The organism is Streptomyces sp. NPDC058145, assembly GCF_042884245.1.
Lineage (GTDB): Bacteria > Actinomycetota > Actinomycetes > Streptomycetales > Streptomycetaceae > Streptomyces.
Genome location: NZ_JBHVUH010000003.1, coordinates 529,863 through 554,990, shown reverse-complemented (window position 1 = coordinate 554,990; position 25,128 = coordinate 529,863). Strand labels below are relative to the sequence as shown.

Sequence of the window (25,128 nt, the reverse complement as noted above, 5' to 3'; positions counted from 1 at the left end):
CGCGCGGGGGAGACGCTCTCCACCGGCGGGGGAGGAGCCGACGCCCCGTTCCCCGCAAGGCTGTTGCCATGACCAGCATCGACGTACGAGACCTCACCAAGGAGTACGGCGGCCGGCGCGCCGTGGACCGGCTCACCTTCGCCGTCCGTCCCGGCCGCGTCACCGGATTCCTCGGGCCCAACGGCGCCGGCAAGTCCACCACCATGCGGCTCGTCCTCGGCCTGGACCGGCCGGCCTCCGGGACCGCCACGATCGGCGGCCGCGCCTACGCCGAACTCCACGACCCCCTGCGCCGGGTGGGCGCCCTGCTGGACGCCGGGGCCGCGCACGGCTCCCGTACCGCGCGTGACCATCTCCGGGCCCTTGCGGTGAGCAACCGCATTCCGGCCCACCGGGTGGACACCGTCCTGGAGCGGACCGGACTCGCCGCGGTGGCCCGCCGCCGGGTGCGGACGTACTCGCTGGGCATGCGCCAGCGGCTGGGCATCGCCGCCGCACTCCTGGGCGACCCGGAGGTGATCCTGCTGGACGAGCCCGCCAACGGCCTCGACCCGGAGGGCATCATCTGGATCCGCACCCTGCTGCGCGGCCTCGCGGACGAGGGCCGCACGGTCCTCGTGTCCAGCCATCTGATGAACGAGACCGCCGCCTTCGCCGACCACCTGGTGATCCTCGGCCGGGGCCGCCTCCTCGCCGACACACCGGTGCAGGAGTTCATCCACGCGCGCGTGCGGCCCCGGGTCAGGGTCCGCACCACCGACGCCGCCGCGCTCGGCGGCCTGCTCGCCCGCCACGGCCACGACGCCTCCCAGGACGAAAACGGCACCTGGACCGTGCGGCACGCGCGCGTGGACGACATCGGCCGCCTGATGTCGGAGGCGGGCGTGCCCGTGCTGGAACTGACCGCCCAGGAGGCCACTCTCGAAGAGGCCTACCTCGATCTGACGGCCGCCGAGACCGAGTTCACCGCCCAGCCCCAGGAGGTCTGACCATGCCGTTCACCCCGGTTCTGCACGCGGAGTGGATCAAGATCCGCACCCTGCGCTCGCTCGTCGGCGGCCTGGCCGCGATCCTCGTCGCCACCGTCGCGTTCTCCGCGCTCTCCTCCGCCGACGCCGATGACACGGACCCGCTGTTCTCGGTGTTCTTCGGCATCAGCTTCGGGCAGATCGCCGCGATCGCCTTCGGTACGACGGCCGTCTCCTCCGAGTTCCGGGGCGGCGCGCTGCGGCTGACGCTGGCGGCCGTACCGGACCGTCGGCGGTGGTTCGCCGCGAAGGCGACGGCGATCGCCCTGCCGGTGCTGGCGACGGGGCTGCTCACCGGCCTCGTGACACTGCTGGTGGGCAAGGCCGTCCTCGGCGCCTCCGGGCCGACCTGGACCGAGGGGCTGCGCGGCGCCGTCGGCTGCGGGCTCCACCTCACGCTGATGGCGCTGTTCGCCGCGGGACTCACGGCCGTGCTGCGCAGCGGCGTCGCGACGCTCTCCGTGCTGATCCCGTTCCTGCTGATCGTGTCCTTCGTGATCGGCGACATGTCCTCGGGCGTGGCCGACCTGCTGCCCGACCGGGCCGGTCAAGTCGCCCTGCACAGCACCCATGACGGAACCCTCGGCCCCTGGACCGGGCTCGCGGTGGCCGCGCTGTGGGCGGCGGCGGCCCTGTCCGCGGGGGCGTGGAGTGTGCGGCGCAGGGACGCCTGACGGTACGCCAATTGTCAGTGGGGCCGGTTTTACTGGATCGCATGGACATCGCGAACTGTCTTGCCCTGATCGAGCGGCTGTGCGAACGGGAGTTCCCGGCGGAGCACGGCAGGACGGACGTCGGCACGGGCGGGCCCGGTTACCTGATAGCCGAATTACAGACCAGCGGCGACTTCCACGAGGCCGACGGCACCGAGCGGGAGACGGCGCAGGCGCAGTACGAGGCCGACCGGGACGCGCTCGGTGAGCGGCTCGCCGAGCGGTGGGGGCCGGCGGACGTGTTCAGTCTGGCCGGTGTGTTCCTGCGGAGCGCGGAAGGGGAGGAGGCGGCCGAGCCGTGGGGCACGCTGGCCGCGCACGTACCGGATCTGCACCTGTGGCGGGCGGAGCCGGGCCGCTGGGTCGCTCTGGGGGTGTCCCAGTGGGACGGCGAACTGCCGTTCCAGCTGCTGGCGGTGGTCACCGAGACGGACCCGCCCTGACCCGTCAGGCCTCCGCCGCCTCCCGCAGCCGCGCGAACTCCTCCGCCATCGTCGCCGCCGTCCAGTGCGCGTTCAGCCCGCTGGGGTTGGGCAGCACCCACACCCGGGTGTCACCGATGGCACCCTCCTGCGGACCCACCCCGGCCCTGCGGTCGCCGAAGGCGACCCGGTACGCGGTCACGCCGACCACGGCCAGCCACCTCGGCCCCAGCCGCGTCACCTTGGCCGCCAGCGACTGCCCGCCCGCCACGTACTCCCCGGCGGTCAGCTCGTCGGCGCGAGCGGTCGCCCGCGCCACGACATTGGTGATGCCGAGCCCGTACGTCAGCAGTTCCCGCTGCTCCGCGGGCTTCAGCAGCCTCGGCGTGAAGCCGGACAGATGCAGCACCGGCCAGAACCGGTTGCCCGGGCGGGCGAAGTGATGGCCCGTCGCCGCGGACATCAGACCGGGGTTGATACCGCAGAAGAGCACCCGAAGGCCGTCCGCGACCACGTCCGGGACGAGACGGTCGCGGGCGGCCTCCAGTTCCGCCGGGGTGAAGCGGGTCAGAGGATCGCTCCCGGGGTGTAACCGGCGGCCTCGGGGTGCTGCTTGACGATCTCCTCGATCCGGCCGACGACCACACCGACCTGGGCGGCGGCCGCACCGGTGAAGGACAGCTTGTCGGCCATCAGCGCGGCCAGCTGCTCGCGGTCGAGCGGCAGCCGCTCGTCGGCGGCGAGCTTGTCGAGCAGGTCGTTGCGCTCGGCGCCCTGCTCACGCATCGCGAGCGCGGTGGCGACGGCGTTCTCCTTGATGGCCTCGTGCCCGACCTCGCGGCCCACGCCCGCCCGCACGGCGCCCATGAGCACCTTGGTGGTGGCGAGGAACGGCAGGTACCGGTCCAGCTCGCGGGCGACGACGGCCGGGAAGGCACCGAACTCGTCGAGCACGGTCAGGAAGGTCTCCAGCAGGCCGTCCAGGGCGAAGAACGCGTCGGGGAGGGCCACCCGGCGCACCACCGAGCAGGAGACGTCGCCCTCGTTCCACTGGTCGCCCGCCAGCTCGCCGGTCATCGAGGCGTAGCCGCGCAGGATCACCATCAGGCCGTTGACGCGCTCGCAGGAGCGGGTGTTCATCTTGTGCGGCATCGCCGAGGAGCCCACCTGGCCCGGCTTGAAGCCCTCGGTGACCAGCTCGTGGCCGGCCATCAGCCGGATCGTCTTCGCCAGCGAGGACGGCGCCGCGGCCAGTTGCACCAGCGCGGTCACGACCTCGTAGTCCAGGGAGCGCGGATACACCTGGCCGACCGAGGTGAACGCCTGCGAGAAGCCCAGGTGCCGCGCGATGCGGTCCTCCAGCTCGGCGAGCTTGGCCGCGTCGCCGCCGAGCAGGTCCAGCATGTCCTGGGCGGTACCGACCGGGCCCTTGATGCCGCGCAGCGGGTAGCGGCCCAGCAGCTCCTCGACGCGGCCGTGGGCGACCAGCAGCTCGTCGGCGGCCGTCGCGAACCGCTTGCCGAGGGTGGTGGCCTGGGCGGCCACGTTGTGCGAGCGGCCGGCCATGACCAGCTCGGCGTACTCGCCCGCCAGCTTGCCCAGCCGGGCCAGGACGGCCACGGTGCGGTCGCGGACCAGCTCCAGGGAGAGCCGGATCTGCAGCTGCTCGACGTTCTCGGTGAGGTCACGGGAGGTCATGCCCTTGTGCACGTGCTCGTGCCCGGCGAGGTCGTTGAACTCCTCGATCCGCGCCTTCACGTCGTGCCGGGTGACCTTCTCGCGCTCGGCGATCGAGGCCAGGTCCACGGTGTCGAGGACGCGCTCGTAGTCGGCGATCGCCTCGTCCGGCACCTCGATGCCGAGGTCCTTCTGGGCCCGCAGCACGGCGAGCCAGAGCTGCCGCTCAAGCCTCACCTTCTGCTCGGGGGACCAGAGCGTGGCGAGCTCGGCGGAGGCGTAGCGTCCGGCGAGGACGTTCGGGATGCGGGGCTTGGCGGGCGCAGAAGTCACGTGTCCAGAGTCTACTGGCGGTTCGTGCAGGCCAGCGCCACGGTCCCGTTCGGCGGAAGCTACGAGAGCCACGTCACGTCGACAGGGTGGCCCGCTGCAGAGGCCCGCCCCTCGCGGAGCGCTACGCCCGTCCCTCGTACGGCAGCAGCTCGGGACGCTTCGCCGGGCGGCCGTCGCCGGAGGAGCGTCCGGTCAGCCGGCGGCCTATCCACGGCAGCAGGTACTGCTGGGCGAACCGCGCGTCCGCGATCCGCCGGTGCGTCCAGCCGGGCGGCAGGGTGGCCGGGACAGGGACGCGCCACTCGGTGTCCTCGGGCTCGTGGCCGAGCGCCTGCCACACCGCCTCGGCGACCCTGCGGTGCCCCTCGCCCGTCAGATGCAGCCGGTCCACGTCCCACAGCCGCGGGTCCGCCAGTGACGGCGCCCCGTACAGGTCGACCACCAGCGCGCCGTGTTTGGCGGCCAGCTCGTCGATGCAGACGTACAGCTCCTCCATGCGTGGCCGGAACCGCTCAAGCACCGGGCCCTGCCGGCCGGGGCTGCGCATCAGCACGAGCCGCTCGCAGCTCGGCGCCAGCCGCTCCACGGCCTCCGTCAGCAGACCGCGCACCCGGCCCATGTCGCACTTGGGCCGCAGCGTGTCGTTGAGCCCGCCGACGAGGGTGATCACATCGGCGCCCATCGCGGCCGCCACGTCGACCTGCTCGTCGACGATCTGCTTGATCAGCTTGCCGCGCACCGCGAGGTTGGCGTACCGGAACCCGGGGGTGCGGGCGGCCATCCGCGCGGCGAGCAGATCGGCCCAGCCCCGGTAGGAGCCGTCGGGCAGCAGGTCCGACATGCCCTCGGTGAAGGAGTCGCCGAGGGCGACCAGGCTGGTGTGCGCGGGAGGTATGGAATTCGTGTGCATGGCGTCAGCGATGGTAACCCGGCTCCATACCCGTCGGTCGGTCGCCCTCGGCCCGCTCGGGGCGGGCGGAGGGCGACCGAGCCTGACGGGGTCGGGTGGCCCCCCGGCACGGGCTCAGGCGGGCTGCCCGAACAGCTCCCGCAGGACGTCCTCCATGGTCACGAGGCCCGCCAGCCGGCCGTCTTCGCCGAGCACGCCCGCCAGATGTGTACGGCTGCCGCGCATCGCGGTGAGCACGTCGTCCAGCGGTGTGCTCTCCCGTACGCGCGCGATGGGCCGCATGTCCCGCAGCCGGAACGGCACGTCCCGGGGCACGGCGTCCAGCGCGTCCTTGACGTGCAGATAGCCGACGATCCGGCGGCCCTCGTCGACCACGGGGAACCGGGAGAAGCCGGACTCCGCCGACAGCCGCTCCAACTGCTCGGGGGTGACGCCCACGCGCGCGTACACCACTCGCCGGAGCGGGACGACGACGTCCCGCACCGGGCGGCGGCCCAGCTCCAGGGCGTCGTGCAGCCGCTCCTGCGCCCGGTCGTCGATCAGCCCGGCCTCGCTGGCGTCCTTGACGATCTCGGCGAGTTGGGTGTCCGTGAAGGTCGCCGAGACCTCGTCCTTGGCCTCCACCCTGAGCAGCCTCAGCAGCCCGTTCGCGAAGGCGTTGATCGCGAAGATCACCGGGCGCAGCGCCCGGGAAAGCGCGACCAGCGGGGGGCCGAGCAGCAGCGCGCTGCGCACGGGTTCGGCGAGCGAGATGTTCTTGGGCACCATCTCGCCCAGCAGCATGTGCAGATAGGTGGCTAGGGCCAGGGCGATCACGAAGGACACCGCGTGGCCGACGCCCGTGGACACGCCGACCGCGTGGAACACCGGCTCCAGCAGATGCGCGATCGCCGGCTCGGCGACGACACCCAGGACCAGCGTGCACAGCGTGATGCCGAGCTGGGCGGCGGCCAGCAGCGCGGACACGTGCTCCAGACCCCACAGCACGCTCTTCGCGCGCCGGTCGCCCTCCTGGGCGAGCGGCTCGATCTGCGAGCGGCGCACCGAGATCAGCGCGAACTCGGCGCCCACGAAGAAGGCGTTGACGACCAGCGTCGCCAGGCCGATCAGCAGTTGCACGGCGGTCATCGCGCCCCCTCCGTCCGGCGGTCGTGCTCCTCGTCGTCCAGCGGCGCGTGCAGGAGCACCCGGGCGGCGCGGCGCCCCGAGGCGTCCACCACGTCCAGCCGCCAGCCGGCCACCTCGACGGTGTCCCCGACGCTGGGTATGCGGCCCAGCTCGGTGGCGACGAGGCCGGCCAGCGTCTCGTACGGCCCCTCGGGCGCCCGCAGGCCCACCCGGGCCAGCTGGTCGGTGCGGGCGGCGCCGTCCGCGGAGTACAGGGCCCGGCCCTCGGCGTCGGCGCCGGCGGGGGCCAGGTCGGGCGTCTCGTGCGGGTCGTGCTCGTCGCGCACCTCGCCGACGACCTCCTCGACGATGTCCTCGAGCGTGGCCACGCCGGCCGTACCGCCGTACTCGTCGATGACGACGGCCATGGTGCGCCTGCCGGACAGGCGGTCCAGCAGCCGGTCCACGGTGAGGGACTCCGGCACCATCAGGGGCTCGCGCATCACCTGGCCGACGGAGCGGCGGGTGCGCTGGTCGGCGGGCATGGCCAGGACGTCCTTGATGTGGGCGATACCCACGACCGAGTCGAGGCTGCCCCGGTGGACCGGGAACCGGGACAGGCCCGTCGCCCGGGTCGCGTTCGCGACGTCCTCGCAGGTCGCCTGCGCGTCGAGGGCGACGACCTGGACGCGCGGGGTCATCACGTTCTCCGCGGTCAGATCGGCCAGGTTCAGCGTCCGGACGAACAGCTCGGCGGTGTCCGCCTCCAGCGCGCCCGCCTTCGCGGAGTGCCGGGCCAGGGCCGCCAGCTCCTGCGGCCCGCGTGCGGAGGCCAGCTCCTCGGCGGGTTCGACACCGATCCGGCGCACCACCCGGTTGGCCATGTTGTTCAGGTGCGTGATGAAGGGGCGGAAGGCGGCGCTGAACCAGCGCTGCGCGTTGCCCACCCGTTTGGCCACGGCCAGCGGCGAGGAGATCGCCCAGTTCTTCGGCACCAGCTCGCCGACCACCATCAGGAATACCGTGGACAGGGCCGTGCCCAGCACCAGAGCCACGGAACTCGCCGTGGTGGGGGACAGACCCAGTGCCTCGAAGGGTCCGGCGAGGAGCTTGGCGATGGACGGTTCGGCGAGCATGCCGACCACGAGGTTGGTGACGGTGATGCCGAGCTGTGCGCCGGAGAGCTGGAAGGTCAGGCTCCGCACGGCCTTCAGGGCGCCCGCGGCGCCCCGCTCGCCGCGTTCGGCGGCCCGTTCCAGTTCACCGCGCTCGACGGTGGTCAGCGAGAACTCGGCCGCCACGAAGGCGCCGCAGGCCACGGCGAGCAGGATCGCCAGCAGGAGGAGGAGCACTTCGGTCATCGGGTCACCCCCGTCCCATGATCGGGCAGGGCGGGGCGGAACGCGCGGTGTCGCGGACTGGGAGGATCGCCCATGGGCGGACTCTCACTACCTTTCATGGAGGGCCGAGTGCTCCCTCAATGGTAAAGGATGGGCAAAGAGTCGTTGGGGTTCGGTCCGTGAGCGGCTGGACGCCGGTCCGTGCGGGGTCGCAATCCGGTCCCCAAGTGGCCGGAGGTCAGTCCGCGAGCGGCTTCACCCAGCGCCGCCACCGCTCCTCGGGCCCGTACCCGGCGGCCCGCCACGCGTGGTGCGCGCTCTCGTTGCGGACGAGCACCATCGCGTCCGCGCGCCGCCCGCCGAGCGCCGCGAACCGCTCCTCGGCGGCGGCCAGCAGGGCCGAGCCGATGCCCTGCCGTCGCCGCCCGGGACGCACCGCGAGCCGGTACAGATGGCAGCGCCAGCCGTCGAATCCCGCGATCACCGTGCCGACCAGCTCGCCCTCCAGCTCGGCGAGGATCAACGCTTCCGGGTCGCGGGCGACCAGTCGCTCCACCCCCGCGCGGTCGTCACTGATGCTGGTGCCCTCGGCGGCCGTCCTCCAGAACGCGAGGACGGCGTCGAGGTCGGCGGGCAGGGCGGGGCGCAGACGGAGTCCGATCATGCGAAGACCCCATCATGCGACGGCACTTCCGCCCCGGAATTCCATCATGCGGACTCCTCGCGCGACCGGGCCGGCACCGGGGCGAACGCCTCCATCGACGGCTCCAGGACCGTCGGACACGAGAACCCGAACCGCTCCCGCCGCGCCCGCACCCGCTCCACGAGGCGATCGAGCGGGCCCGACCAGCACGACGGGCAGGGCCGGCGCCTCCTCCAAGGTGAGCTGCGGCAGGGGCTGAGGCCGGGCTCGGGGCGCCCGCCAGGCGGCGCGTGAACGCCCCGCGTCGCCCGGCGCAGGCGGGCGGCGTCACTCGTGCGCGATCGCCGCCAGCACGTTCATCCGGGACGCCCGCAGCGCCGGCAGCAGGGCCGCCACGATGCCGACCACCGCCGCGCCGATCACCACCGTGACGACGGTGCCCCACGGGATCGCGAGCGCGGTCATGCCCTGCAGGGCCAGCACCCGCTGCATGCAGACGCCCCACACCAGACCGAGTCCCAGTCCGAGGACCGCCCCGAACACCGCGATCACCACCGACTCCAGCCGGATCATCCGGCGCAGCTGCCGCCGGCCCAGCCCGATCGCGCGCAGCAGCCCGATCTCCCGGGTGCGCTCCACCACCGACAGGGCGAGGGTGTTGACCACACCGAGCACGGCGATGACGATCGCCAGCCCGAGCAGCGCGTACACGAGGTAGAGCAGCACCGCGATCTGATCGTGCACCAGCTTCTTGTAGTCGGCCTGGTCGCGCACCTGGACCTGCGGGAACGGCTTGAGCGACCGCTCCAGACCCGAGCGCAGCTCCTGGGCGCCGGTGCCGGGGGCCGCGTTGACGTACAGCGCGGAGTCCTGGCCGTCCGGCACGTGCTTCTGGAGCGTCGCGAGGCCGAGGAAGACACCGCCCTGCGAGCCGAAGGCCTGCGAGCCCTCCTGGTCGGTGAGGGCGCCCACCGTCAGCTCCGCCCGGCGACCGCCCTGGAACTCGACCGGGAGCACGGTGCCGATCCGCACCCGGTGGTCCTGGGCGAAGCCGGCGTCCAGGGCGAGGTGCCCGTCCGCCAGCGCCGCGGCCGAGCCGCCCCGGGCATAGGTGAGGTGGGCGACGTCGTCGAGCCGGGGGCCGTACCCGGCGGCCGTGGTCTGGACGCGCTTGCCGTCGGGCAGCCGCAGGACGATCGGGGCGATCCGCTGCCGCACGACGAGTCCGGCGCCCCGGGTACCGGTCACGGCGGCCGTGACGTCCTTGTTGAACGGCCTGAACTCGGTGCCCTGCACGATGAAGTCGGCACCGAGCGTCCTGTCGATCTGCCGGTCGAACGACGCCGACATCGACGCGCTCGCCACGGACATGCCGCCGACCAGCGCCAGACCCACCATCAGCGCGGCAGCGGTGGCGCCGGTGCGGCGCGGATTGCGCAGCGCGTTGCGCTGGCTCATCCGGCCTACCGGCCCGAACAGCGCGGGGAAGGCCCCGCCGAGCACACGGATCACCGGCCGCACCAGCAGCGGGCCCGCGATCACGGTGGCGATCAGCGTCAGCACCACGCCGAGGCCCAGCAACGAGGACGCCGGGGCGGTCCGCCTGGCGGCCGCGCAGCCGGCCAGCGCGGCCGCACCGGCCGCCCCGACCAGCGACCCGACGATCGCCCGTGTCCGCAACGGCTTGCCCACACCGGCGACCTCGGCGTCCGCCAGCGCCGCCATCGGAGAGACGGCCTCCGCCCGGCGCGCGGGCAGATAGGCGGCGACGAAGGTGACGCCGACGCCGACCACGTACGCGGCGACCGGCGTGCCCCAGCCGATGACCATCTCGGTGGCCTTCAGGTTCATCCCGAACGCGGCCATCAGCCGGATGAGACCGAACGCCAGGCCGATCCCGGCGGCGAGGCCGAGCGTGGAGCCGACCACTCCGAGCAGCACCGCCTCCGTCAGCACCGACCGCCGCACCTGCCGCCGGTCCGCGCCCAGCGCGCGCAGCAGGCCCAGTTCGCGGGTGCGCTGGGCGATCAGCATGGAGAAGGTGTTGACGATCAGGAAGACACCGACGAGCACGGCGATGCCGGCGAAGCCCAGCATCACGTACTTGATCACGTCGAGGAAGCCGCCGAGGTCGGCCGCGGCCGACTTGGCCTGCTCGTCCGCGGTCCTCAGGTCGTACGTCCCGGTGCCGATCGCCGCGCCGACCCGGTGCTTGAGCTCCGTGTCGCTCACGCCCTTCGCCGCGTCCACCGAGACGCTGGTGGCCCGGCCGGCGGAGCCGAGCAGTGCGCGGCCGGCCACCGCGGGGTCCAGAAACACCCGGGCGGCGCCCGGGTTGGTGGTGGTGAACGTGGCGATGCCGACGACCCGGACCGGGAACGAACCCGGCTGCGCCTGCACCGTCAGCGTGTCGCCGATCCGCACGTGCTTCTTGCCGGCGGTGTCCGCGTCGAGCAGCGCCTCGCCCACGCCGTGCGGGGCATGACCGGAGGTCAGCTTCACCGGGCTGCGGCGGGTGACGTGCCAGGAGCCGGCAAGGGTCGGGGCGCCGGTGGTCGGCCCGACGGACCGGTTGCGGCTGTCGACGACCACCACGTTCCGCACCGAGACGTCCGCGTACGCGGCGGCGACCCCGTCCACCTTCGAGATCCGGTCCGTCAGGCTCGCGGGGACGGTCTGGACCACGCCGCCGGGCACCGCGGACTTCAGGTCCTCCTTCGGTTCCACGGTCACATCGGCGGCGGTGGAGGCGAAGAGCCGGTCGAAGGTGCGGCCGACGGTGTCGGAGAAGATCAGACTGCCCGCGACGAACGCCACGGACAGCACGACGGCCAGCGCCGACAGCGCCAGCCGGCCCTTGTGCGCGAGGAAACCGCGCAAGGTCGCCCTGAGCACCGGGTCAGCCCTCGTGGGCGGTGACGTCGTCGCCGAGCCGTCCGCGCACCACGTCGAACGCCTTCATGCGCTCCAGCACGGCGTCCGCCGTCGGCCGCGCCATCTCGTCCACGATCCGCCCGTCGGCGAGGAAGAGCACCAGGTCGGAGTGGGTGGCCGCGCCCGGGTCGTGGGTGACCATGACGACCGTCTGCCCGAGATCGTCCACGGCGCTGCGCAGGAAGCCCAGCACCTCCAGCCCGGCCCGCGAGTCCAGGTTGCCCGTCGGCTCGTCGGCGAAGATCAGCTCGGGCCGGGAGGCCAGCGCCCGCGCGCACGCCACCCGCTGCTGCTGACCGCCCGAGAGCTGCGCGGGCCGGTGGGACAGGCGCCCGCGCAGCCCGAGGGTGTCGATGACCTGGTCCAGCCAGGCCTGGTCGGGCTTGCGGCCGGCGATGTCCATCGGCAGCGTGATGTTCTCGGCCGCGGTCAGCGTCGGGATCAGGTTGAACGACTGGAACATGAAGCCGATCCGGTCCCGCCGGAGCCGGGTCAGCTCCCGGTCCTTCATGCCGGTGATCTCGGTGTCGCCGAGCCAGACCTGACCGGCGGACACGTTGTCCAGGCCCGCCAGGCAGTGCATCAGCGTGGACTTGCCCGAGCCCGAGGGGCCCATCACGGCGGTGAAGCGGCCGCGGGCGATGTCCACGTCCACCGAGTCGAGGGCGAGCACCGCGGTCTCGTCCGAGCCGTACGCCTTGGTCAGCCCGCGCGCGCGGGCCGCGATCCCGCCGTCCGGTGTCAGGCCCGGCGCGTGCTCCGCAGCAGGTGTGGACAAGTCCGCCTCCCGGTCGTCGACTCCCTCGTTCCGACCGAGCCTAGTGTGACCGGCTCCACAGCAGGTATCCCTCCTGGGGCCGACGACACGCACACCGTGTAAGGGACACCGTCCCCGGGACGGCCCAGCGGGCCCGACGTCACGGGTGCCGGCCGCCCCGCGCCGGGGATGCCGCTGTGGCCGGGGTCAGCGCGAGGCCGGTTCCCCGGGCCGCCAGGCCGTGCCCAGCGCGCAGTACGACGTGGGCAGCTTCGGGCCCCGCTCCGGCAGCAGCACCCGCCGCTGCGGCCCGAGTTCGAACCCGGCGTCACGCAGCCCGGCGACCGGGTCACGGGCCAGGTGGCAGCCGCCGCTCAGTGCCGGCCAGAGCGTGCGGTCCAGGGTGCGCTGGGTCAGCACCATCATCCGGCCGCCGCCCCGGCCGTGCTCGAAGAACCGCACCTCGCCGCCCGGTTTGAGCACCCGCCGCACCTCGCCCAGCGCCCGTGCCACGTCCCGCACGCTGCACAGCACCAGCGACAGCACGGCCGCGTCGAAGGCCTCGCTCTTCACCGGCAGCGCCTCCGCGACCCCCGGCACCACGTCGACCGGCACCTGGACGCGCAGAGCCGACTCCAGGGCCAGCTTCCGCAACAGCGGCTCGGGTTCGATCGCGACGACCTCCGCGACCGCTCCCGGGTAGTGCCCGAAGTTCAGCCCGTTCCCGGCACCGATCTCGATCACCCGCCCGGACAGCCCGGCGAGCAGCCGCTCGCGTATCCCGGCCATCCCGAGCCGGGTCTCGGCGCCCACGCTGAGCCGGGCGTAGCAACGGGCGAAGAGCGGGTGGTGGACGGGGCTCCGCGCCACCGTGCCGGAACCGGCCGACGACAACCGCATGGCAACCTCCCGGACAGGGCCTACGGTGATTGTCCCCCGGGGAGCCCCGGCACACCCCCGCCGCGTCCATGGTCATGAGCGGCGGACGCGAGGCGTGCGGGGCCGCCGCTCAGGGCGCCTGCCGGATGCGGAACGCCTCCGCGTCCCACGTCCCGTCCAGCCGCGCGGCCAGCCAGCCCGGCGCCGCGGCCCGGAAGGCGGCGGGAGGGAGCGCGCCCGCCCTGGCGGGAATCGCGCCGAGCAGCGGGGCGCCCGTCACCTCCGGCAGGTCCACGACGTTGCAGCGGCAGGCCAGGTCCGGGTCGTCGGGCCAGCTCCCGATCACGATCCCGGCGAGATCCAGCTCGCGGGCGCGCAGTTCACGTGCCGTCAGCTCGCTGGTGTTGAGCGTGCCGAGGCCGGCCGAGGCGACGACCAGCACCGGCGCGTTCAGCATCCGGGCCGCGTCGGCCAGGGTTCCGCCCGCCGCGTCGAACCGGACGAGCAGCCCGCCCGCTCCCTCGACCAGGACCAGATCGTGCTCGGTGGCCAGCTTGGCCGCGGCCTCGGCCACCTCGTGCGGATGCACCGGAGCCATCCCGGCCCGCCGGGCCGCCGTACCCGGCGCCAACGGCTCGGGAAAGCGGGCCAGTTCGCCGGCCGCGACCGGTCCGGCCAGCCGGGCCACCTCGTCCGCGTCGCCGCGCTCGTCCGGGCGTACGCCCGTCTGCGCGGCCTTCAGCACCGCCACCGAACGCCCGGCCGCGAGCGCCGTGGCGGCAACGGCCGCGGTCGTGACGGTCTTGCCGACCTCCGTGCCCGTCCCCGTGATCACCAGTACCGGCATCTCATCCCTCCCGCGCAGCGGCGCACACGGCGCGCGCGATCCGCGCCACGTCCTCGTCCGAGGTGACGTACGGCGGCATCGTGTAGACCAGGTCGCGGAACGGGCGCAGCCACACGCCCTCCCGCACGGCGGCCCGGGTGGCCGCGGTGATGTCGATCTCGTGGTCGAGCTGCACCACGCCGATGGCGCCCAGGACACGGACGTCCTTCACCCCCGGCAGCGCGGCGGCGGGTGCCAGGCCCGCCCGCAGGCCCGCCTCGATCCGCCGGACCTCCGCGTGCCAGTCCTGCCCGAGCAGCAGGCCGATCGAGGCACAGGCCACGGCCGCCGCCAGCGGGTTCCCCATGAACGTCGGGCCGTGGGCGAGCACCGGCACCTCGCCCCGCGAGATGCCGTCCGCCACCCGCGCGGTGCACAGCGTGGCCGCCATGGTGAGATAGCCACCGGTCAGCGCCTTGCCCACGCACATCACGTCCGGGGTGACGCCCGCGTGGTCCGCCGCGAACAGCGCGCCGGTGCGCCCGAATCCGGTGGCGATCTCGTCGAACACCAGCAGCACGCCGTGCTCGTCGCACGCCTCGCGCAGCACCCGCAGGTACGCGGGGGAGTGGAACCGCATCCCGCCGGCGCCCTGCACCACCGGCTCCACGATCACCGCGGCCAGCTCATCGGCATGCCGCCCGATCAGCTCACGCAGACGCAGCGCGTACGGCTCCTCGTACTCGGCCGGCGGCGCGTCCGCGAACACCTGACGGGGCAGCACACCGGTCCACAGGTCGTGCATCCCGCCGTCGGGGTCGCACACCGACATCGGGTTCCAGGTGTCCCCGTGATAGCCGCCGCGCCAGGTCAGCAGCCGCTGCTTGGCCGGGCGGCCGAGCGAGCGCCAGTACTGCAGGCACATCTTCACCGCGACCTCGACCGACACCGAGCCGGAGTCGGCGAGGAACACGTGCTCAAGCCCCTCTGGCGACATGTCGACAAGGAGCTTCGCCAGCCGGACGGCGGGCTCGTGCGTGAGCCCGCCGAACATGACGTGGCTCATCCGCCCCAGCTGCTCACGGGCCGCCTCGTTGAGCACGGGGTGGTTGTAGCCGTGGATCGCCGACCACCACGAGGACATGCCGTCGACCAGCTCGCCCGAGCCGTCGGCCGGGCGCAGCCGGACCCCGCTCGCCGACTCCACGACGAGCGGTTCGGCACGCCCGGGCATCGGACCGTACGGATGCCACACATGCCGCCGGTCCAGTTCCAGCAACTCGGGCACGCTCAGGCCGGGCAGGTCAGGCATTGGGCGCGAGATCCGTTCCGGCGCCCCGGCGGCGCACGGCGACCAGGTCGCTGCGCGCCTCGTTCCCCGCGGGCTCCGGCGCGGCCGCCGTACCGCAGACACCGCCGCCCTCGTGCGATCCGCAGCCGGCCTCGGCGTGCGATCCGCAGCCCGCCTCCGCCTGCGACCCGCACCCGGCGCTCTCGTGGGAGCCGCAGCCGCCCGCGGCGGCCGCCGCCCGGTGCTCCGGCAGGGTCACCTGCTCGGCGCCCTCCACCTCGAACCCGGCGTCCGCGATCATCTCCAGGTCGGCCTTGCCCGCCTGACCCTCGCTGGTCAGGTAGTCGCCCAGGAAGATGGAGTTGGCCAGGTTCAGGGCCAGGGGCTGCATGGTGCGCAGGTGGACCTCGCGGCCGCCCGCGATGCGCACCTCGGCGTCCGGGCAGACGAAGCGGACCATCGCGAGGATGCGCAGACAGCGCTGCGGGGTGAGGTTCCACTCCTTGGCGAGCGGGGTCCCCTCGAACGGGATCAGGAAGTTCACCGGAACGGAGTCCGGGTCGAGCTCGCGCAGCGAGAAGACGACGTCCACCAGGTCCTCGTCGCTCTCACCCATACCGGCGATCAGCCCGGAGCAGGCGGACAGTCCGGCCGCGTGCGCCTTGTTCACCGTGTCCACCCGGTCGGCGTACGTGTGGGTGGTGGTGATGTCCCCGTAGGTGGCCTCGGAGGTGTTCAGGTTGTGGTTGTAGGCGTCCGCGCCGGCGTCGCGCAGCCGTTCGGCCTGGCCGTCGGAGAGCAGGCCGAGACAGGCGCACACCTCGACGTTCTCGTGTCGGTCCTTGATGGTCCGGATGGTCTCGGAGACCCGGTCCACGTCCCGGTCCGTGGGGCCGCGCCCGGACGCCACCAGGCAGACCCGCTTGGCGCCCCCCGCCAGGCCCGCGGCGGCGGCCTCGGAGGCCTCGCCGGGCTTGAGCCAGGTGTACTTGAGGATGCCGGCGGTGGAGCCGAGCCGCTGGGAGCAGTAGGAGCAGTCCTCCGGGCACAGGCCGGACTTGAGGTTGACCAGGTAGTTGAGTTTCACGCGCCGGCCGAACCAGTGCCGGCGCACCTTGCCGGCCGCGGCCACCACATCGAGCAGGTCGTCGTCGGAGGTGGCGAGCACGGCGAGAGCCTCGTCGCGGGTCGGCGACTCGCGCCGAAGCCCCTTGTCCACCAGCGTGTTCAGCAGGTCCATGAGGCACGATCCTGTCCTACGGGACCGCCTCGGGCCAAGGAGAGTTTGCACAACGGAGACGGTTCACCGTGTGGGTATTGCCACACCCTGGGTGGGCGGCCGTACGGCTAGTGTCTGTCCGCTACCTACAAAAGCCCCGGAGGAGCCATGGCGTTCGGCTGGATCGACGAGCAGGCCGAGGCGCGCCGTCGCGCCGGACTTGTCCGGACCCTGCGCCCGCGCCCGGCCGACTCGCCGCTGCTGGACCTGGCGAGCAACGACTACCTGGGTCTCGCCCACCATCCCGAGGTCGTCGAGGGGGCGGCCGGGGCCGCCCGGACCTGGGGCGGCGGATCCACCGGTTCCCGGCTGGTCACCGGCACCACCGAGCTGCACACCGAGCTGGAGCGGGAACTGGCGGACTTCTGCGGCTTCGAGGCGGCCCTGGTCTTCTCCTCCGGCTACGCCGCCAACCTGGCCGCGGTCACCGCGCTGGGCCCGCACGGGTCCCTGATCGTGTCCGACGCGGGCAACCACGCCTCGCTCATCGACGGCTGCCGGCTCGCCCGGGGCACCACCCAGGTGGTCGGGCACGCCGACCCGGAGGCCGCGGGCAAGGTGCTCGGCACGCACCCGGGACCGGCGATCGTCGTCTCCGACACGGTGTTCTCCGTCGACGGCGACGCGGCACCGCTGGCCGCCCTGGCCGAGGCGTGCCGTGAGCACGGCGCGGGCCTGGTCGTGGACGACGCGCACGGGCTCGGGGTACTGGGCGACGGCGGCCGGGGCGCCCCGTACGCCGCCGGGCTCGCGGGCGCCGGCGACGTGGTCGTCACCGCCACGCTGTCGAAGTCGCTGGGCAGCCAGGGCGGTGTGGTGCTCGGACCGGCCCGGGTCATCGCCCATCTGGTCAACGCGGCCCGCACGTTCATCTTCGACACGGGTCTCGCCCCCGCGGCCGCGGGCGCCGCGCTCGCGGCGCTCCGGCTGCTGCGGCGCGAGCCGTCGCGGGCGGAGCGGGCCCGCACGGTCGCCGCCGAACTGCACGCACGTCTGACCGCCGCGGGTCTGGAGGCGGTACGACCGGACGCCGCGGTGGTCTCCGTGCGGGCTCCGTCCCCGGAGCAGGCCGTGCGCTGGGCGGCCGACTGCCGTACGGCAGGCCTGGCCGTGGGCTGTTTCCGTCCTCCTTCCGTGCCCGACGGCATCTCGCGGCTGCGGCTGACCGCCCGCGCGGACCTCTCCGGGGCCGAGATCGAACGCGCTGTACGTGTGATTCGCGAGGCGCGACCATGAGTCGGCGTGACACGGCCGCACATCTGGCGAAAGTGATCGGATCTGATCAGTAGGGGTCGGTCCGCTGGTCGGTGGTCAGGTCGGGTTCGACCCGATCACCGGAGCGTGGCCACGAAGCCCGCCCAGCTCCCGGGGGAGAAGAGCAGCGCGGGTCCGGCGGGGGCCTTGGAGTCGCGCACGGCGAGCAGTCCGGCCCACGGGCCGGAGCGCGGCCGGGCCGTCTCCACGCAGTTGTTCGCTCCGGTGCTGTAGCTGCTGCGCAGCCACCGCACGTCGTGCAGATCGGTACTGGCTGGGACGTTCCGAGGCAGTGCTGTCATGGTGCCTCCTTACGCGCCGTCACCTATCCCGGCGATGTAGTCCAACGATTCCTCGGGTGAAAGGGCGTGGAACTGAAGGGTGTCGAAGGCCTCGGAGTAGGCCATGAGGTCTTCTTTCCGTTCCAGGTAGAGGCTACTCGTCAACTGGTCAAGAACAACTACGTCCAGATCAGAAGTGCTCGGAAATGAGAAGATAACGAAAGGCCCGGTGAGGCCGATATGCGCCCCCGCCGCGAACGGCAGTACCTGGAGCCGCACTTGGGGCAGCCGCGCGGCCTCCACCAGCCGTTCCAGCTGCCGCGCCATCACCTCGGGACCGCCGACCTCGCGCCGGAGCACCGCCTCGTCCAGTACCGCGGTCAGCTCCAGCGGCGGCTCGGACCGGAGCACGTCCTGCCTCGCCAGTCGCACCTCCACCAGGGTGTCCAGCCGCTCCTCGTCCACTCCCTCCACCGCCGCCCGGGTCACCGCGCGAGCGTATTCGGGCGTCTGCAGAAGGCCGGGAACCACCGTGGTCTCCAGGGTGCGCATCCCGCTCGCCTGCGACTCCAGACTGATGAAGTCGCGGTAGGTGGGCGGCAGGACGCCCCGGTAGGCGTGCCACCAGCGGTTGCGGCCGCCCGCGTCCTGCGAGCCCGTCAACATCAGCAGCATGTCCCGCAGTTGCCGGTCCCGCACCTCGTACGCGTCGAGGAGTAACCGCACGTCGGCCGGCTTCACCCCGCTGGCGCCGGTCTCGATGCGGCTCACCTTCGACTGGTGCCAGCCCACCAGAAGGGCCGCCTCGCCACTGGTGAGCCCGGCCCCGGTGCGCAGCGCGCGCAGTTCGGCGCCCAGCTTGCGGCGCCGCACCGCGGGACCGTTCTGCATGGGAACTCCTTACTCCTTCCAGGCCGCCCGGATACGGTCTCGCGTCGCAGAGTTCACCGCTTCGGGCGACAGATATATGCATATCTCGGTGGATCGCTCCCCTGACCGCCTCGGTGATGGCAGTCTGGCGAAGAAGCACCAGTCCGGGACCGTACTCGAACCATCCGCTCCTCGTCGGACTGCGGTCCCGTGGGAAAGGGACGACGTCGCCATGGCAGACCACCTGGAAGCATCCGTCACTCTGCCGAGCGATCCCGCATCGGTCTCCGCGGCCCGTTCCTACGTGGTGGGCACCCTCGCGGAGTGGGGCCTGCCGTCGGACACCGACATGGCCGACACCGTGCGGCTCATCGTCTCCGAACTCGCCACCAACGCCGTGCAGCACACCTTCGGTCAGTCACCCACCTTCACGGTCGACATCGCGCTGGACCGTGACGAACACCTGCGCATCGGCGTCACGGACAGTCATCCGCGCTTTCCGAAGAGACTGCCCGCCGCCGTCCAGCAGGACAACGGGCGCGGCATGGTCATCATCCGCTGGCTCACCGCCGAGTGCGGCGGCAGACTCCGCGTCCGCCCCACCCGCGAGGGCGGCAAGACGGTGTGGATCGAACTGCCGTGGACCCTCCAGGGGGAGCACCTCACGACGGCGGGGCAGCAGGAACCCTAGAGGAGGACCCTGGAAGCCGGAGAACCAGAGCCCGGTACGCCGGCGGCCCTGCGGCCCGCCACGGAGCCGGACACGGCCGCGCCGCCCCGGGGCCGCCCGCGTGCTTCAGGCGGGCACCGGGACGGCGCCGACGGTCAGGGGGAGCGGCCCCGCTGCTGGAGCCGCTCCGGGGCTGGGCGGGGTCAGCTGACCCGGCCGTACCAGACGCTCCGGGTCCAGATCTTCTCGAGCCGCACCACGGCCCCGGTCTTCGGGGCGTGCCAGATCTTGCCCTTCCCGGCGTAGATGCCGACGTGGTAGACGCTGGATCCATAATGGAAGAAGACGAGGTCGCCGGCCCTGCGGTGGCCGGCGGAGATATGGCGGGTCTTGTTGTACTGCTGGGCCGCCGTACGCGGCAGCTTCTTGCCCGCCTTCTTGAACGAGTAGAGCGTCAGACCCGAGCAGTCGAACCGGCGCGGACCGGTTGCCCCGTACTGGTAAGGGGAGCCCTTCTTGGAGGCGGCGATGTGCAGGGCCTTCGTCGCCAGAGTGGCGGCCGAGGCCTCGCCGGCCAGGCCGGGCACGGCGATGGAGCCGCCCACCGCGGCGAGCGTAAGAGCCGAGGCCGTACCGGCCCTGGCCATCATCGACGGGACACGATTCAGCGCAGTCATGCGCAACCCTTCGTCAGCCGCCTGTGAAGGATGACCTGTCGGATTCGGGCTGGCGAAGTGGCCCGGCCGCGTTGCTGCGGCTTCACCCCAAGGGCTGCTCGGCACGACCGTCCGTCTGTGACGAACGTCCGTCCCGGCGACCCGTCTTGCCTGGGTCCTCCACTCCTGCCGATCCACTCCTGTCGACCGGTCACCCGGGGCGGCGGCAGGACTCGGCGTCCGCCCGGATCGCCCCGCCGCGGTGGCGGGGGCTTGTCGTCAGACAGGGATCTTCACTCACAGCTGTCCGAAAATCCCAACGGAACCGGGGATTTGTGGCGTTACTCACCACTCACCCGTTCGGGTGGACAGTGCTCTGTTCGAGTAGCCGTCAACTTGCCTGCGTAGCCCCGGACCTGGGGCGGAGTACCTCGGCGCACGTCCCGGTTCCGCCGATCGCGCAAGTCGGGGAGTCAGAAAAAAGGCCCGGAGATACGCCGGCCGGGGGTACGTCGTTCGGGCCGTTTCAACTCCGCGCCGGACGGATCGTCGACGACGAGGTCCATCCGGCGCGGGAACCGGTGTCCGGTTCAGCCCACGCAGTCGGGCGGGAGCACGACGCGCGCGGTGCGGCGCTCACCGTCGAGCACCCGCAGAGCCCGTGCCAGCGTGTCCCCGTGCAGCTCCGTCTCGCCCCGCCGGTGCATCAGGGCGAGCGCGTCGCGGAGCTCGGCCGCCTTGCGCACCAGGGCCTGCGCCGCGCGCAGCCCGCCGTAGGTGTCTCCCGGACGCGCCGGGTTGATCCGGCCGAGCAGGTCGGCCGCCTCCAGGTAATGGTCGATCAGCTCGCCCTCGGCCCTGGTCAGCGCGGGCAGCGGCGGAAGCTCCGGTGGCAGCATCGGCGGGTCACTCCGCCGGCTCGGCGCCGGGGCCGGTCTTGCGGCTCGGGACCACGCCGTCCACCAGGCCGTACGCCAGCGCGCCCGGCGCGTCCAGCACCAGGTCCCGTTCCAGGTCCTCGCCGACCTGCTCCGGCGTACGCCCGGTGTGCCGGACCAGCATCCCCTCCATCAGCGCCCGCGTCCGGGTCAGCTCCCCGGCCTGGATGAGGAGGTCGCTCGGCTGTCCCCGGGTTGGTTCGGGCAGCGCGGGCTGCTTGAGCACCACACGCGCCCCCGGCAGGATGAAGCGTTTGCCCGGGGTGCCGGCCGCGAGCAGGGCCGCGGCGGCGGAGGCGGCCTGGCCCAGGCAGTAGGTCTCCACGTGGCAGCGGACGTAGCGCATCGTGTCGTAGACGGCCGTCATGGCGCTGAACGAGCCCCCCGGGCAGTTGAGGTACAGCGTGATGTCCCGGTCCGGTGCGGCGTGTTCGAGGTACATGAACTGGGTGATCACATCGGTCGCCGCGGTGTCGTCCAGAGGTGTGCCGAGGAAGACGACCCGGTTCTCGAACAGCTTCGAGTAGGGATCGAGCGTGCGGTGCCGGCCCGTGCTCGTGCGCTCGGTGAACTCGGGCAGGACGTGGCGGGCGAACGGTCGAGCCATGGGCGTACCCCTCCTCGCGACGGGACCTCCGGCGGCCCCGCGTCTGTACAAAATGTACAGTACGTACGTGACGTTATGATGGGGGTATGGCCTACGAGATTCCGGTGACGCAAGCCAGGGCTGAGTTCGCCGACCTGATCAACCGGGTGGTGTACGGCGGTGAGCGCGTCGTCGTGACCCGGCACGGCAAGCCCCTCGTCGCTCTGGTCTCGGCCGCCGATCTGGAGCGCCTGGACGCCCTCGAGGAGCCGGCGGAGGAGGAGATCGTCAGCTCCGTGTCCAAGGTGCGCGAGCCCGCGCCCGCGCCCGCGGCCGGGGAGCGGCAGCGGTTCGGCATCGCCGCCGAGCACCGGGGGCCCGGCGCTTCCTGATCCATGCGTGCCGAGGGCCCGTCAACGCCCGCGTATGGGGGAGTCCATCGAGTGGTCATGGCCCGACCAAAGCCTGGTTAACGTCGCTGAAACTCCGGCGAACTAGCCTGCCGATCCACGCCACCAGGGGTTCTTCTGCCCGCGTTGATCACCATCGGGGCAATTTGTCTGTGTGTTACATCTGTCCCCGTAGCGGTGGCTGCGGCAACCGGACCCCGCACGGTCCGGAGCAAGGACTGTGAGGTGGGACGTGCAACTGACCCCGCACGAGCAAGAGCGGCTGCTGATCCATGTGGCGGCCGACGTGGCCGAGAAGCGCAGGGCCCGCGGACTGAGGCTCAACCACCCCGAGGCGGTCGCCCTCATCACGTCGCACATCCTCGAGGGCGCACGGGACGGCCGTACCGTCGCCGAGCTGATGTCGTCCGGCCGTAAGCTCCTCACCAGGGACGACGTCATGGACGGCATCCCGGAGATGATCCACGACGTCCAGGTCGAGGCCACTTTCCCGGACGGCACCAAGCTCGTCACCGTGCACGAGCCGATCGTCTGAGGGGGCCCGCGATGATTCCCGGAGAGATCCTGTTCGCGGACGGCCCCATCGTCTGCAACGAGGGGCGCGAGGTCACCCGCCTCACCGTCCTCAACGCCGCCGACCGGCCGGTCCAGGTCGGCTCCCACTACCACTTCGCCGAAGCCAACCCCGGCCTGGAGTTCGACCGCGCCGCCGCGCACGGCAAGCGGCTGAACGTCGCCGCCGGCACCGCCGTGCGCTTCGAGCCCGGCATCCCCGTCGCGGTGGAACTCGTGCCCCTGGCCGGCGCCCGGATCGTGCCCGGACTGCGCGGTGCGACCGGAGGTGCCCTGCATGCCTGAGATCTCCCGCGCCGCGTACGCCGACCTGTTCGGTCCCACCACCGGCGACCGTATCCGGCTGGCCGACACCGATCTGCTGATCGAGATCGAGGAGGACCGCTCGGGCGGGCCCGGACTCGCCGGGGACGAGGCGGTGTTCGGCGGTGGCAAGGTCATCCGCGAGTCCATGGGCCAGTCCCGGGCCACCCGCGCCGAGGGCACCCCCGACACCGTCATCACCGGGGTGGTCGTCGTCGACCACTGGGGCATCGTCAAGGCCGACGTCGGCATCCGCGACGGCCGGATCACCGGCATCGGCAAGGCCGGCAACCCGGACACCATGAACGGCGTCCACCCCGACCTGGTGATCGGCCCGGAGACCGAGGTCATCGCCGGCAACGGGCGGATCCTCACCGCCGGCGCGATCGACGCCCATGTGCACTTCATCTGCCCGCAGATCGCCGACGAGGCGCTCGCCGCCGGCATCACCACCCTGGTCGGCGGCGGCACCGGCCCCGCCGAGGGCTCGAAGGCGACCACCGTGACGCCCGGCCCCTGGCACCTGGCCCGGATGTTCGCGGCGATGGAGCAGTACCCGCTCAACATCGGCCTGCTGGGCAAGGGCAACACGGTCTCGCACGAGGCGATGCTCTCCCAGATCCGCGGCGGTGCCCTCGGGCTCAAGCTGCACGAGGACTGGGGTTCCACCCCGGCCGTCATCGACGCCTCGCTGACCGTGGCCGATCGGACCGGCATCCAGGTCGCCATCCACACCGACACCCTGAACGAGGCCGGATTCGTCGCCGACACGCTCGCCGCGATCGCCGGGCGGGGCATCCACGCGTACCACACCGAGGGCGCGGGCGGCGGGCACGCGCCGGACATCATGACGGTCGTCTCCGAGCCGCACGTGCTGCCGAGTTCGACGAACCCGACCCGGCCCTTCACCGTCAACACCGCCGAGGAACACCTCGACATGCTGATGGTCTGCCACCACCTGAACCCGGCGGTCCCGGAGGACCTGGCCTTCGCCGAGTCCCGCATCCGGCCCTCCACCATCGGCGCCGAGGACGTCCTGCACGACCTGGGCGCGATCTCCATCATCTCCTCGGACTCGCAGGCCATGGGCCGGGTCGGCGAGGTCGTCCTGCGCACCTGGCAGACCGCCCATGTCATGAAGCGGCGGCGCGGCGCACTGCCCGGCGACGATCGGGCGGACAACCACCGGGTACGGCGCTATGTCGCCAAGTACACGATCAACCCGGCGCTCGCCCAGGGGCTCGCCCGGGAGATCGGGTCGGTGGAGACCGGCAAGCTCGCCGACCTGGTGCTGTGGGAGCCGGCGTTCTTCGGCGTCAAACCGCTCCTCGTCATCAAGGGCGGCCAGATCGCGTACGCGCAGATGGGCGACGCCAACGCCTCCATCCCCACCCCGCAGCCCGTCCTGCCCCGGCCGATGTACGGGGCGATCGGACGGGCGCCGGCCGGGAACTCGTTCAACTTCGTGGCACCGCTCGCCGTCGAGGACGGGCTGCCGGACCGGCTCGGGCCCGGCAAGCGGTTCGTCGCCATCGACTCGACGCGGTCGGTCACCAAGGCCGACATGCGGGAGAACGACGCGCGACCGCGGGTCCGGGTCGACCCGGACAGTTTCGCCGTGCACATCGACGGTGAGCTGGTCGAGGCTACACCGGCCGAAGAACTGCCCATGGCCCAGCGCTACTTCCTCTTCTGATGTCCAGGGCAGCGCTGCTCGTCCTGGCCGACGGCCGGTTCCCCGCGGGAGGGCACGCGCACTCCGGCGGGGCGGAGGCCGCCGTCAAGGCGGGCCGGATCACCTCCGCCGCGAGCCTGGAGGGCTTCTGCCGCGGGCGGCTGCACACGGCCGGGCTGGTCGCGGGCGCGGTCGCGGCGGCCGCCGTCCTCGGCGTCGAGCCGCGGGAGCTGGACGCGGCCGCGGACGCCCGTACGCCCTCACCCGCGCTGCGGGCGGCCGCGCGGCGACTCGGGCGGCAGTTGCTGCGGGCCGCCCGGGCCTGCTGGCCGTGCGAGGAACTCGACGCGCTGGCACGGGAGTTCCCCAAGGGCGCGCATCAGCCGGTGGTGCTGGGCCTCGCCGCCCGCGCGGCCGGCCTCGAACCCGGGGACGCGGCGTACTGCGCGGCGTACGAGAGCGTCAGCGGGCCGGCGACGGCGACGGTGCGGCTGCTGAGCCTCGACCCGTTCGACGCGACCGGTGTGCTGGCGCGGCTCGCGCCGGAGCTGGACCGGGTCGTCGACCGGGCGGTGGCGGCCGCGCGGAGAGTCCCCGACGAGGGGGTCGACGAGCTGCCGGCCGGGTCGGGACCGCTGCTGGAGGCCGGCGCCGAGTGGCATGCGGCCTGGCCCGTAAGGCTGTTCGCGTCCTGAAGAACCCTCACCCCCGCCACACCTGCCGTCCGCCAGGGGCGCTGCTCCTCGGTCAAGGCATCTCGGACAGGAGCCGTA

The 25,128-nt window shown here is 72.7% G+C and carries 27 protein-coding genes and 1 riboswitch; of the genes, 10 read left to right on the top strand and 17 right to left on the bottom strand.

Features of this window, described 5'->3' with window-relative positions; genetic code table 11:
- Nucleotides 1–68: 68 nt before the first annotated feature.
- The 3 genes from ACFVVO_RS09440 to ACFVVO_RS09430 are packed head-to-tail and all read left to right on the top strand — an operon-like array spanning nt 69 to nt 2,184.
- On the top strand, nt 69–989 hold the full coding sequence (locus ACFVVO_RS09440) for an ATP-binding cassette domain-containing protein (protein WP_390053206.1): 921 nt from the start codon (nt 69–71) through the stop codon (nt 987–989).
- Between the two features lie 2 nt (nt 990–991).
- Nucleotides 992–1,702 carry an ABC transporter permease subunit gene (locus ACFVVO_RS09435; RefSeq protein WP_390053204.1) on the top strand — a complete coding sequence of 237 codons (711 nt, stop codon included), beginning with the start codon at nt 992–994 and terminating at the stop codon, nt 1,700–1,702.
- Nucleotides 1,703–1,743: 41 nt separating this feature from the next.
- Nucleotides 1,744–2,184, top strand: a complete 441-nt coding sequence (locus ACFVVO_RS09430; protein WP_390053202.1) for a hypothetical protein — start codon at nt 1,744–1,746, stop codon at nt 2,182–2,184.
- Between the two features lie 4 nt (nt 2,185–2,188).
- Here ACFVVO_RS09430 and mug read toward each other — a convergent pair whose 3' ends face one another.
- The 12 genes from mug to bioB all read right to left on the bottom strand — a co-directional run bounded on the left by mug (nt 2,189) and on the right by bioB (nt 16,100).
- A complete protein-coding gene (gene mug, locus ACFVVO_RS09425) occupies nt 2,189–2,734 on the bottom strand; it encodes a G/U mismatch-specific DNA glycosylase (protein WP_390053386.1) in 546 nt (181 codons plus the stop codon).
- Entirely contained in the window at nt 2,731–4,173 is a 1,443-nt protein-coding gene (gene purB / locus ACFVVO_RS09420) for an adenylosuccinate lyase (protein WP_390053200.1), read from the bottom strand. The genes mug and purB overlap by 4 nt, the downstream gene beginning before the upstream one ends.
- A 121-nt stretch (nt 4,174–4,294) precedes the next feature.
- A complete protein-coding gene (locus ACFVVO_RS09415; RefSeq protein WP_390053198.1) occupies nt 4,295–5,083 on the bottom strand; it encodes an SGNH/GDSL hydrolase family protein in 789 nt (262 codons plus the stop codon).
- Nucleotides 5,084–5,197: 114 nt separating this feature from the next.
- Entirely contained in the window at nt 5,198–6,211 is a 1,014-nt protein-coding gene (locus tag ACFVVO_RS09410) for a hemolysin family protein (RefSeq protein ID WP_390053196.1), read from the bottom strand.
- Entirely contained in the window at nt 6,208–7,551 is a 1,344-nt protein-coding gene (locus ACFVVO_RS09405; protein ID WP_390053194.1) for a hemolysin family protein, read from the bottom strand. Before ACFVVO_RS09405 ends, ACFVVO_RS09410 begins: the two co-directional genes overlap by 4 nt.
- Before the next feature lie 217 nt (nt 7,552–7,768).
- Complete coding sequence (locus ACFVVO_RS09400; protein WP_390053192.1) at nt 7,769–8,194, bottom strand: GNAT family N-acetyltransferase; 426 nt, start codon at nt 8,192–8,194, stop codon at nt 7,769–7,771.
- Between the two features lie 306 nt (nt 8,195–8,500).
- Nucleotides 8,501–11,068: an ABC transporter permease gene (locus tag ACFVVO_RS09395; protein ID WP_390053190.1), complete on the bottom strand. Its 2,568-nt coding sequence runs from the start codon at nt 11,066–11,068 to the stop codon at nt 8,501–8,503.
- Between the two features lie 4 nt (nt 11,069–11,072).
- Nucleotides 11,073–11,885 carry an ABC transporter ATP-binding protein gene (locus tag ACFVVO_RS09390; RefSeq protein WP_390053188.1) on the bottom strand — a complete coding sequence of 271 codons (813 nt, stop codon included), beginning with the start codon at nt 11,883–11,885 and terminating at the stop codon, nt 11,073–11,075.
- A 186-nt stretch (nt 11,886–12,071) separates the two neighbouring features.
- Nucleotides 12,072–12,764, bottom strand: coding sequence for a class I SAM-dependent methyltransferase (locus tag ACFVVO_RS09385; RefSeq protein WP_390053187.1), 693 nt, complete (start codon nt 12,762–12,764; stop codon nt 12,072–12,074).
- 109 nt (nt 12,765–12,873) lie between these two features.
- Nucleotides 12,874–13,590, bottom strand: a complete 717-nt coding sequence (gene bioD, locus ACFVVO_RS09380) for a dethiobiotin synthase (protein ID WP_390053186.1) — start codon at nt 13,588–13,590, stop codon at nt 12,874–12,876.
- A 1-nt stretch (nt 13,591) separates the two neighbouring features.
- On the bottom strand, nt 13,592–14,881 hold the full coding sequence (locus tag ACFVVO_RS09375; protein ID WP_390053184.1) for an adenosylmethionine--8-amino-7-oxononanoate transaminase: 1,290 nt from the start codon (nt 14,879–14,881) through the stop codon (nt 13,592–13,594).
- A complete protein-coding gene (gene bioB, locus ACFVVO_RS09370) occupies nt 14,874–16,100 on the bottom strand; it encodes a biotin synthase BioB (RefSeq protein WP_390053183.1) in 1,227 nt (408 codons plus the stop codon). Before bioB ends, ACFVVO_RS09375 begins: the two co-directional genes overlap by 8 nt.
- A 147-nt stretch (nt 16,101–16,247) precedes the next feature.
- Here bioB and ACFVVO_RS09365 point away from each other — a divergent pair, with 147 nt between their 5' ends.
- Nucleotides 16,248–17,375: an 8-amino-7-oxononanoate synthase gene (locus ACFVVO_RS09365; protein ID WP_390053181.1), complete on the top strand. Its 1,128-nt coding sequence runs from the start codon at nt 16,248–16,250 to the stop codon at nt 17,373–17,375.
- Between the two features lie 95 nt (nt 17,376–17,470).
- On the opposite strand, the gene ACFVVO_RS09360 is transcribed toward ACFVVO_RS09365, so the two are convergent.
- Nucleotides 17,471–17,695, bottom strand: coding sequence for a DUF397 domain-containing protein (locus ACFVVO_RS09360; protein ID WP_390053179.1), 225 nt, complete (start codon nt 17,693–17,695; stop codon nt 17,471–17,473).
- A 9-nt stretch (nt 17,696–17,704) separates the two neighbouring features.
- Nucleotides 17,705–18,565 (bottom strand): helix-turn-helix domain-containing protein, encoded by an 861-nt coding sequence (locus ACFVVO_RS09355; protein ID WP_390053177.1) that lies wholly within the window; start codon nt 18,563–18,565, stop codon nt 17,705–17,707.
- A 211-nt stretch (nt 18,566–18,776) separates the two neighbouring features.
- Here ACFVVO_RS09355 and ACFVVO_RS09350 point away from each other — a divergent pair, with 211 nt between their 5' ends.
- A complete protein-coding gene (locus tag ACFVVO_RS09350; protein ID WP_390053175.1) occupies nt 18,777–19,235 on the top strand; it encodes an ATP-binding protein in 459 nt (152 codons plus the stop codon).
- Between the two features lie 182 nt (nt 19,236–19,417).
- Here the strand turns inward: ACFVVO_RS09350 and ACFVVO_RS09345 are convergent, their stop codons facing one another.
- The 3 genes from ACFVVO_RS09345 to ACFVVO_RS09335 all read right to left on the bottom strand — a co-directional run bounded on the left by ACFVVO_RS09345 (nt 19,418) and on the right by ACFVVO_RS09335 (nt 21,415).
- Nucleotides 19,418–19,891: a C40 family peptidase gene (locus ACFVVO_RS09345; protein WP_390053173.1), complete on the bottom strand. Its 474-nt coding sequence runs from the start codon at nt 19,889–19,891 to the stop codon at nt 19,418–19,420.
- A 3-nt stretch (nt 19,892–19,894) separates the two neighbouring features.
- Nucleotides 19,895–20,119, bottom strand: a riboswitch (cyclic di-AMP (ydaO/yuaA leader).
- 341 nt (nt 20,120–20,460) lie between these two features.
- Nucleotides 20,461–20,769 (bottom strand): hypothetical protein, encoded by a 309-nt coding sequence (locus ACFVVO_RS09340; protein WP_390053171.1) that lies wholly within the window; start codon nt 20,767–20,769, stop codon nt 20,461–20,463.
- Nucleotides 20,770–20,776: 7 nt separating this feature from the next.
- Complete coding sequence (locus ACFVVO_RS09335; RefSeq protein ID WP_390053169.1) at nt 20,777–21,415, bottom strand: ATP-dependent Clp protease proteolytic subunit; 639 nt, start codon at nt 21,413–21,415, stop codon at nt 20,777–20,779.
- 86 nt (nt 21,416–21,501) lie between these two features.
- On the opposite strand from ACFVVO_RS09335, the gene ACFVVO_RS09330 reads away from it, so the two are divergent.
- The 5 genes from ACFVVO_RS09330 to ACFVVO_RS09310 all read left to right on the top strand — a co-directional run bounded on the left by ACFVVO_RS09330 (nt 21,502) and on the right by ACFVVO_RS09310 (nt 25,050).
- A complete protein-coding gene (locus ACFVVO_RS09330; protein ID WP_390053167.1) occupies nt 21,502–21,786 on the top strand; it encodes a type II toxin-antitoxin system Phd/YefM family antitoxin in 285 nt (94 codons plus the stop codon).
- Between the two features lie 250 nt (nt 21,787–22,036).
- Nucleotides 22,037–22,339 carry an urease subunit gamma gene (locus ACFVVO_RS09325; RefSeq protein ID WP_020938600.1) on the top strand — a complete coding sequence of 101 codons (303 nt, stop codon included), beginning with the start codon at nt 22,037–22,039 and terminating at the stop codon, nt 22,337–22,339.
- A gap of 11 nt (nt 22,340–22,350) precedes the next feature.
- The gene (locus ACFVVO_RS09320; protein ID WP_390053165.1) at nt 22,351–22,662 is read left to right on the top strand and encodes an urease subunit beta; all 312 of its coding nucleotides are present in this window, start codon (nt 22,351–22,353) and stop codon (nt 22,660–22,662) included.
- Complete coding sequence (locus ACFVVO_RS09315; protein ID WP_390053163.1) at nt 22,655–24,376, top strand: urease subunit alpha; 1,722 nt, start codon at nt 22,655–22,657, stop codon at nt 24,374–24,376. The genes ACFVVO_RS09320 and ACFVVO_RS09315 overlap by 8 nt, the downstream gene beginning before the upstream one ends.
- Complete coding sequence (locus tag ACFVVO_RS09310) at nt 24,376–25,050, top strand: urease accessory protein UreF (RefSeq protein ID WP_390053161.1); 675 nt, start codon at nt 24,376–24,378, stop codon at nt 25,048–25,050. Before ACFVVO_RS09315 ends, ACFVVO_RS09310 begins: the two co-directional genes overlap by 1 nt.
- Nucleotides 25,051–25,128: the final 78 nt, after the last annotated feature.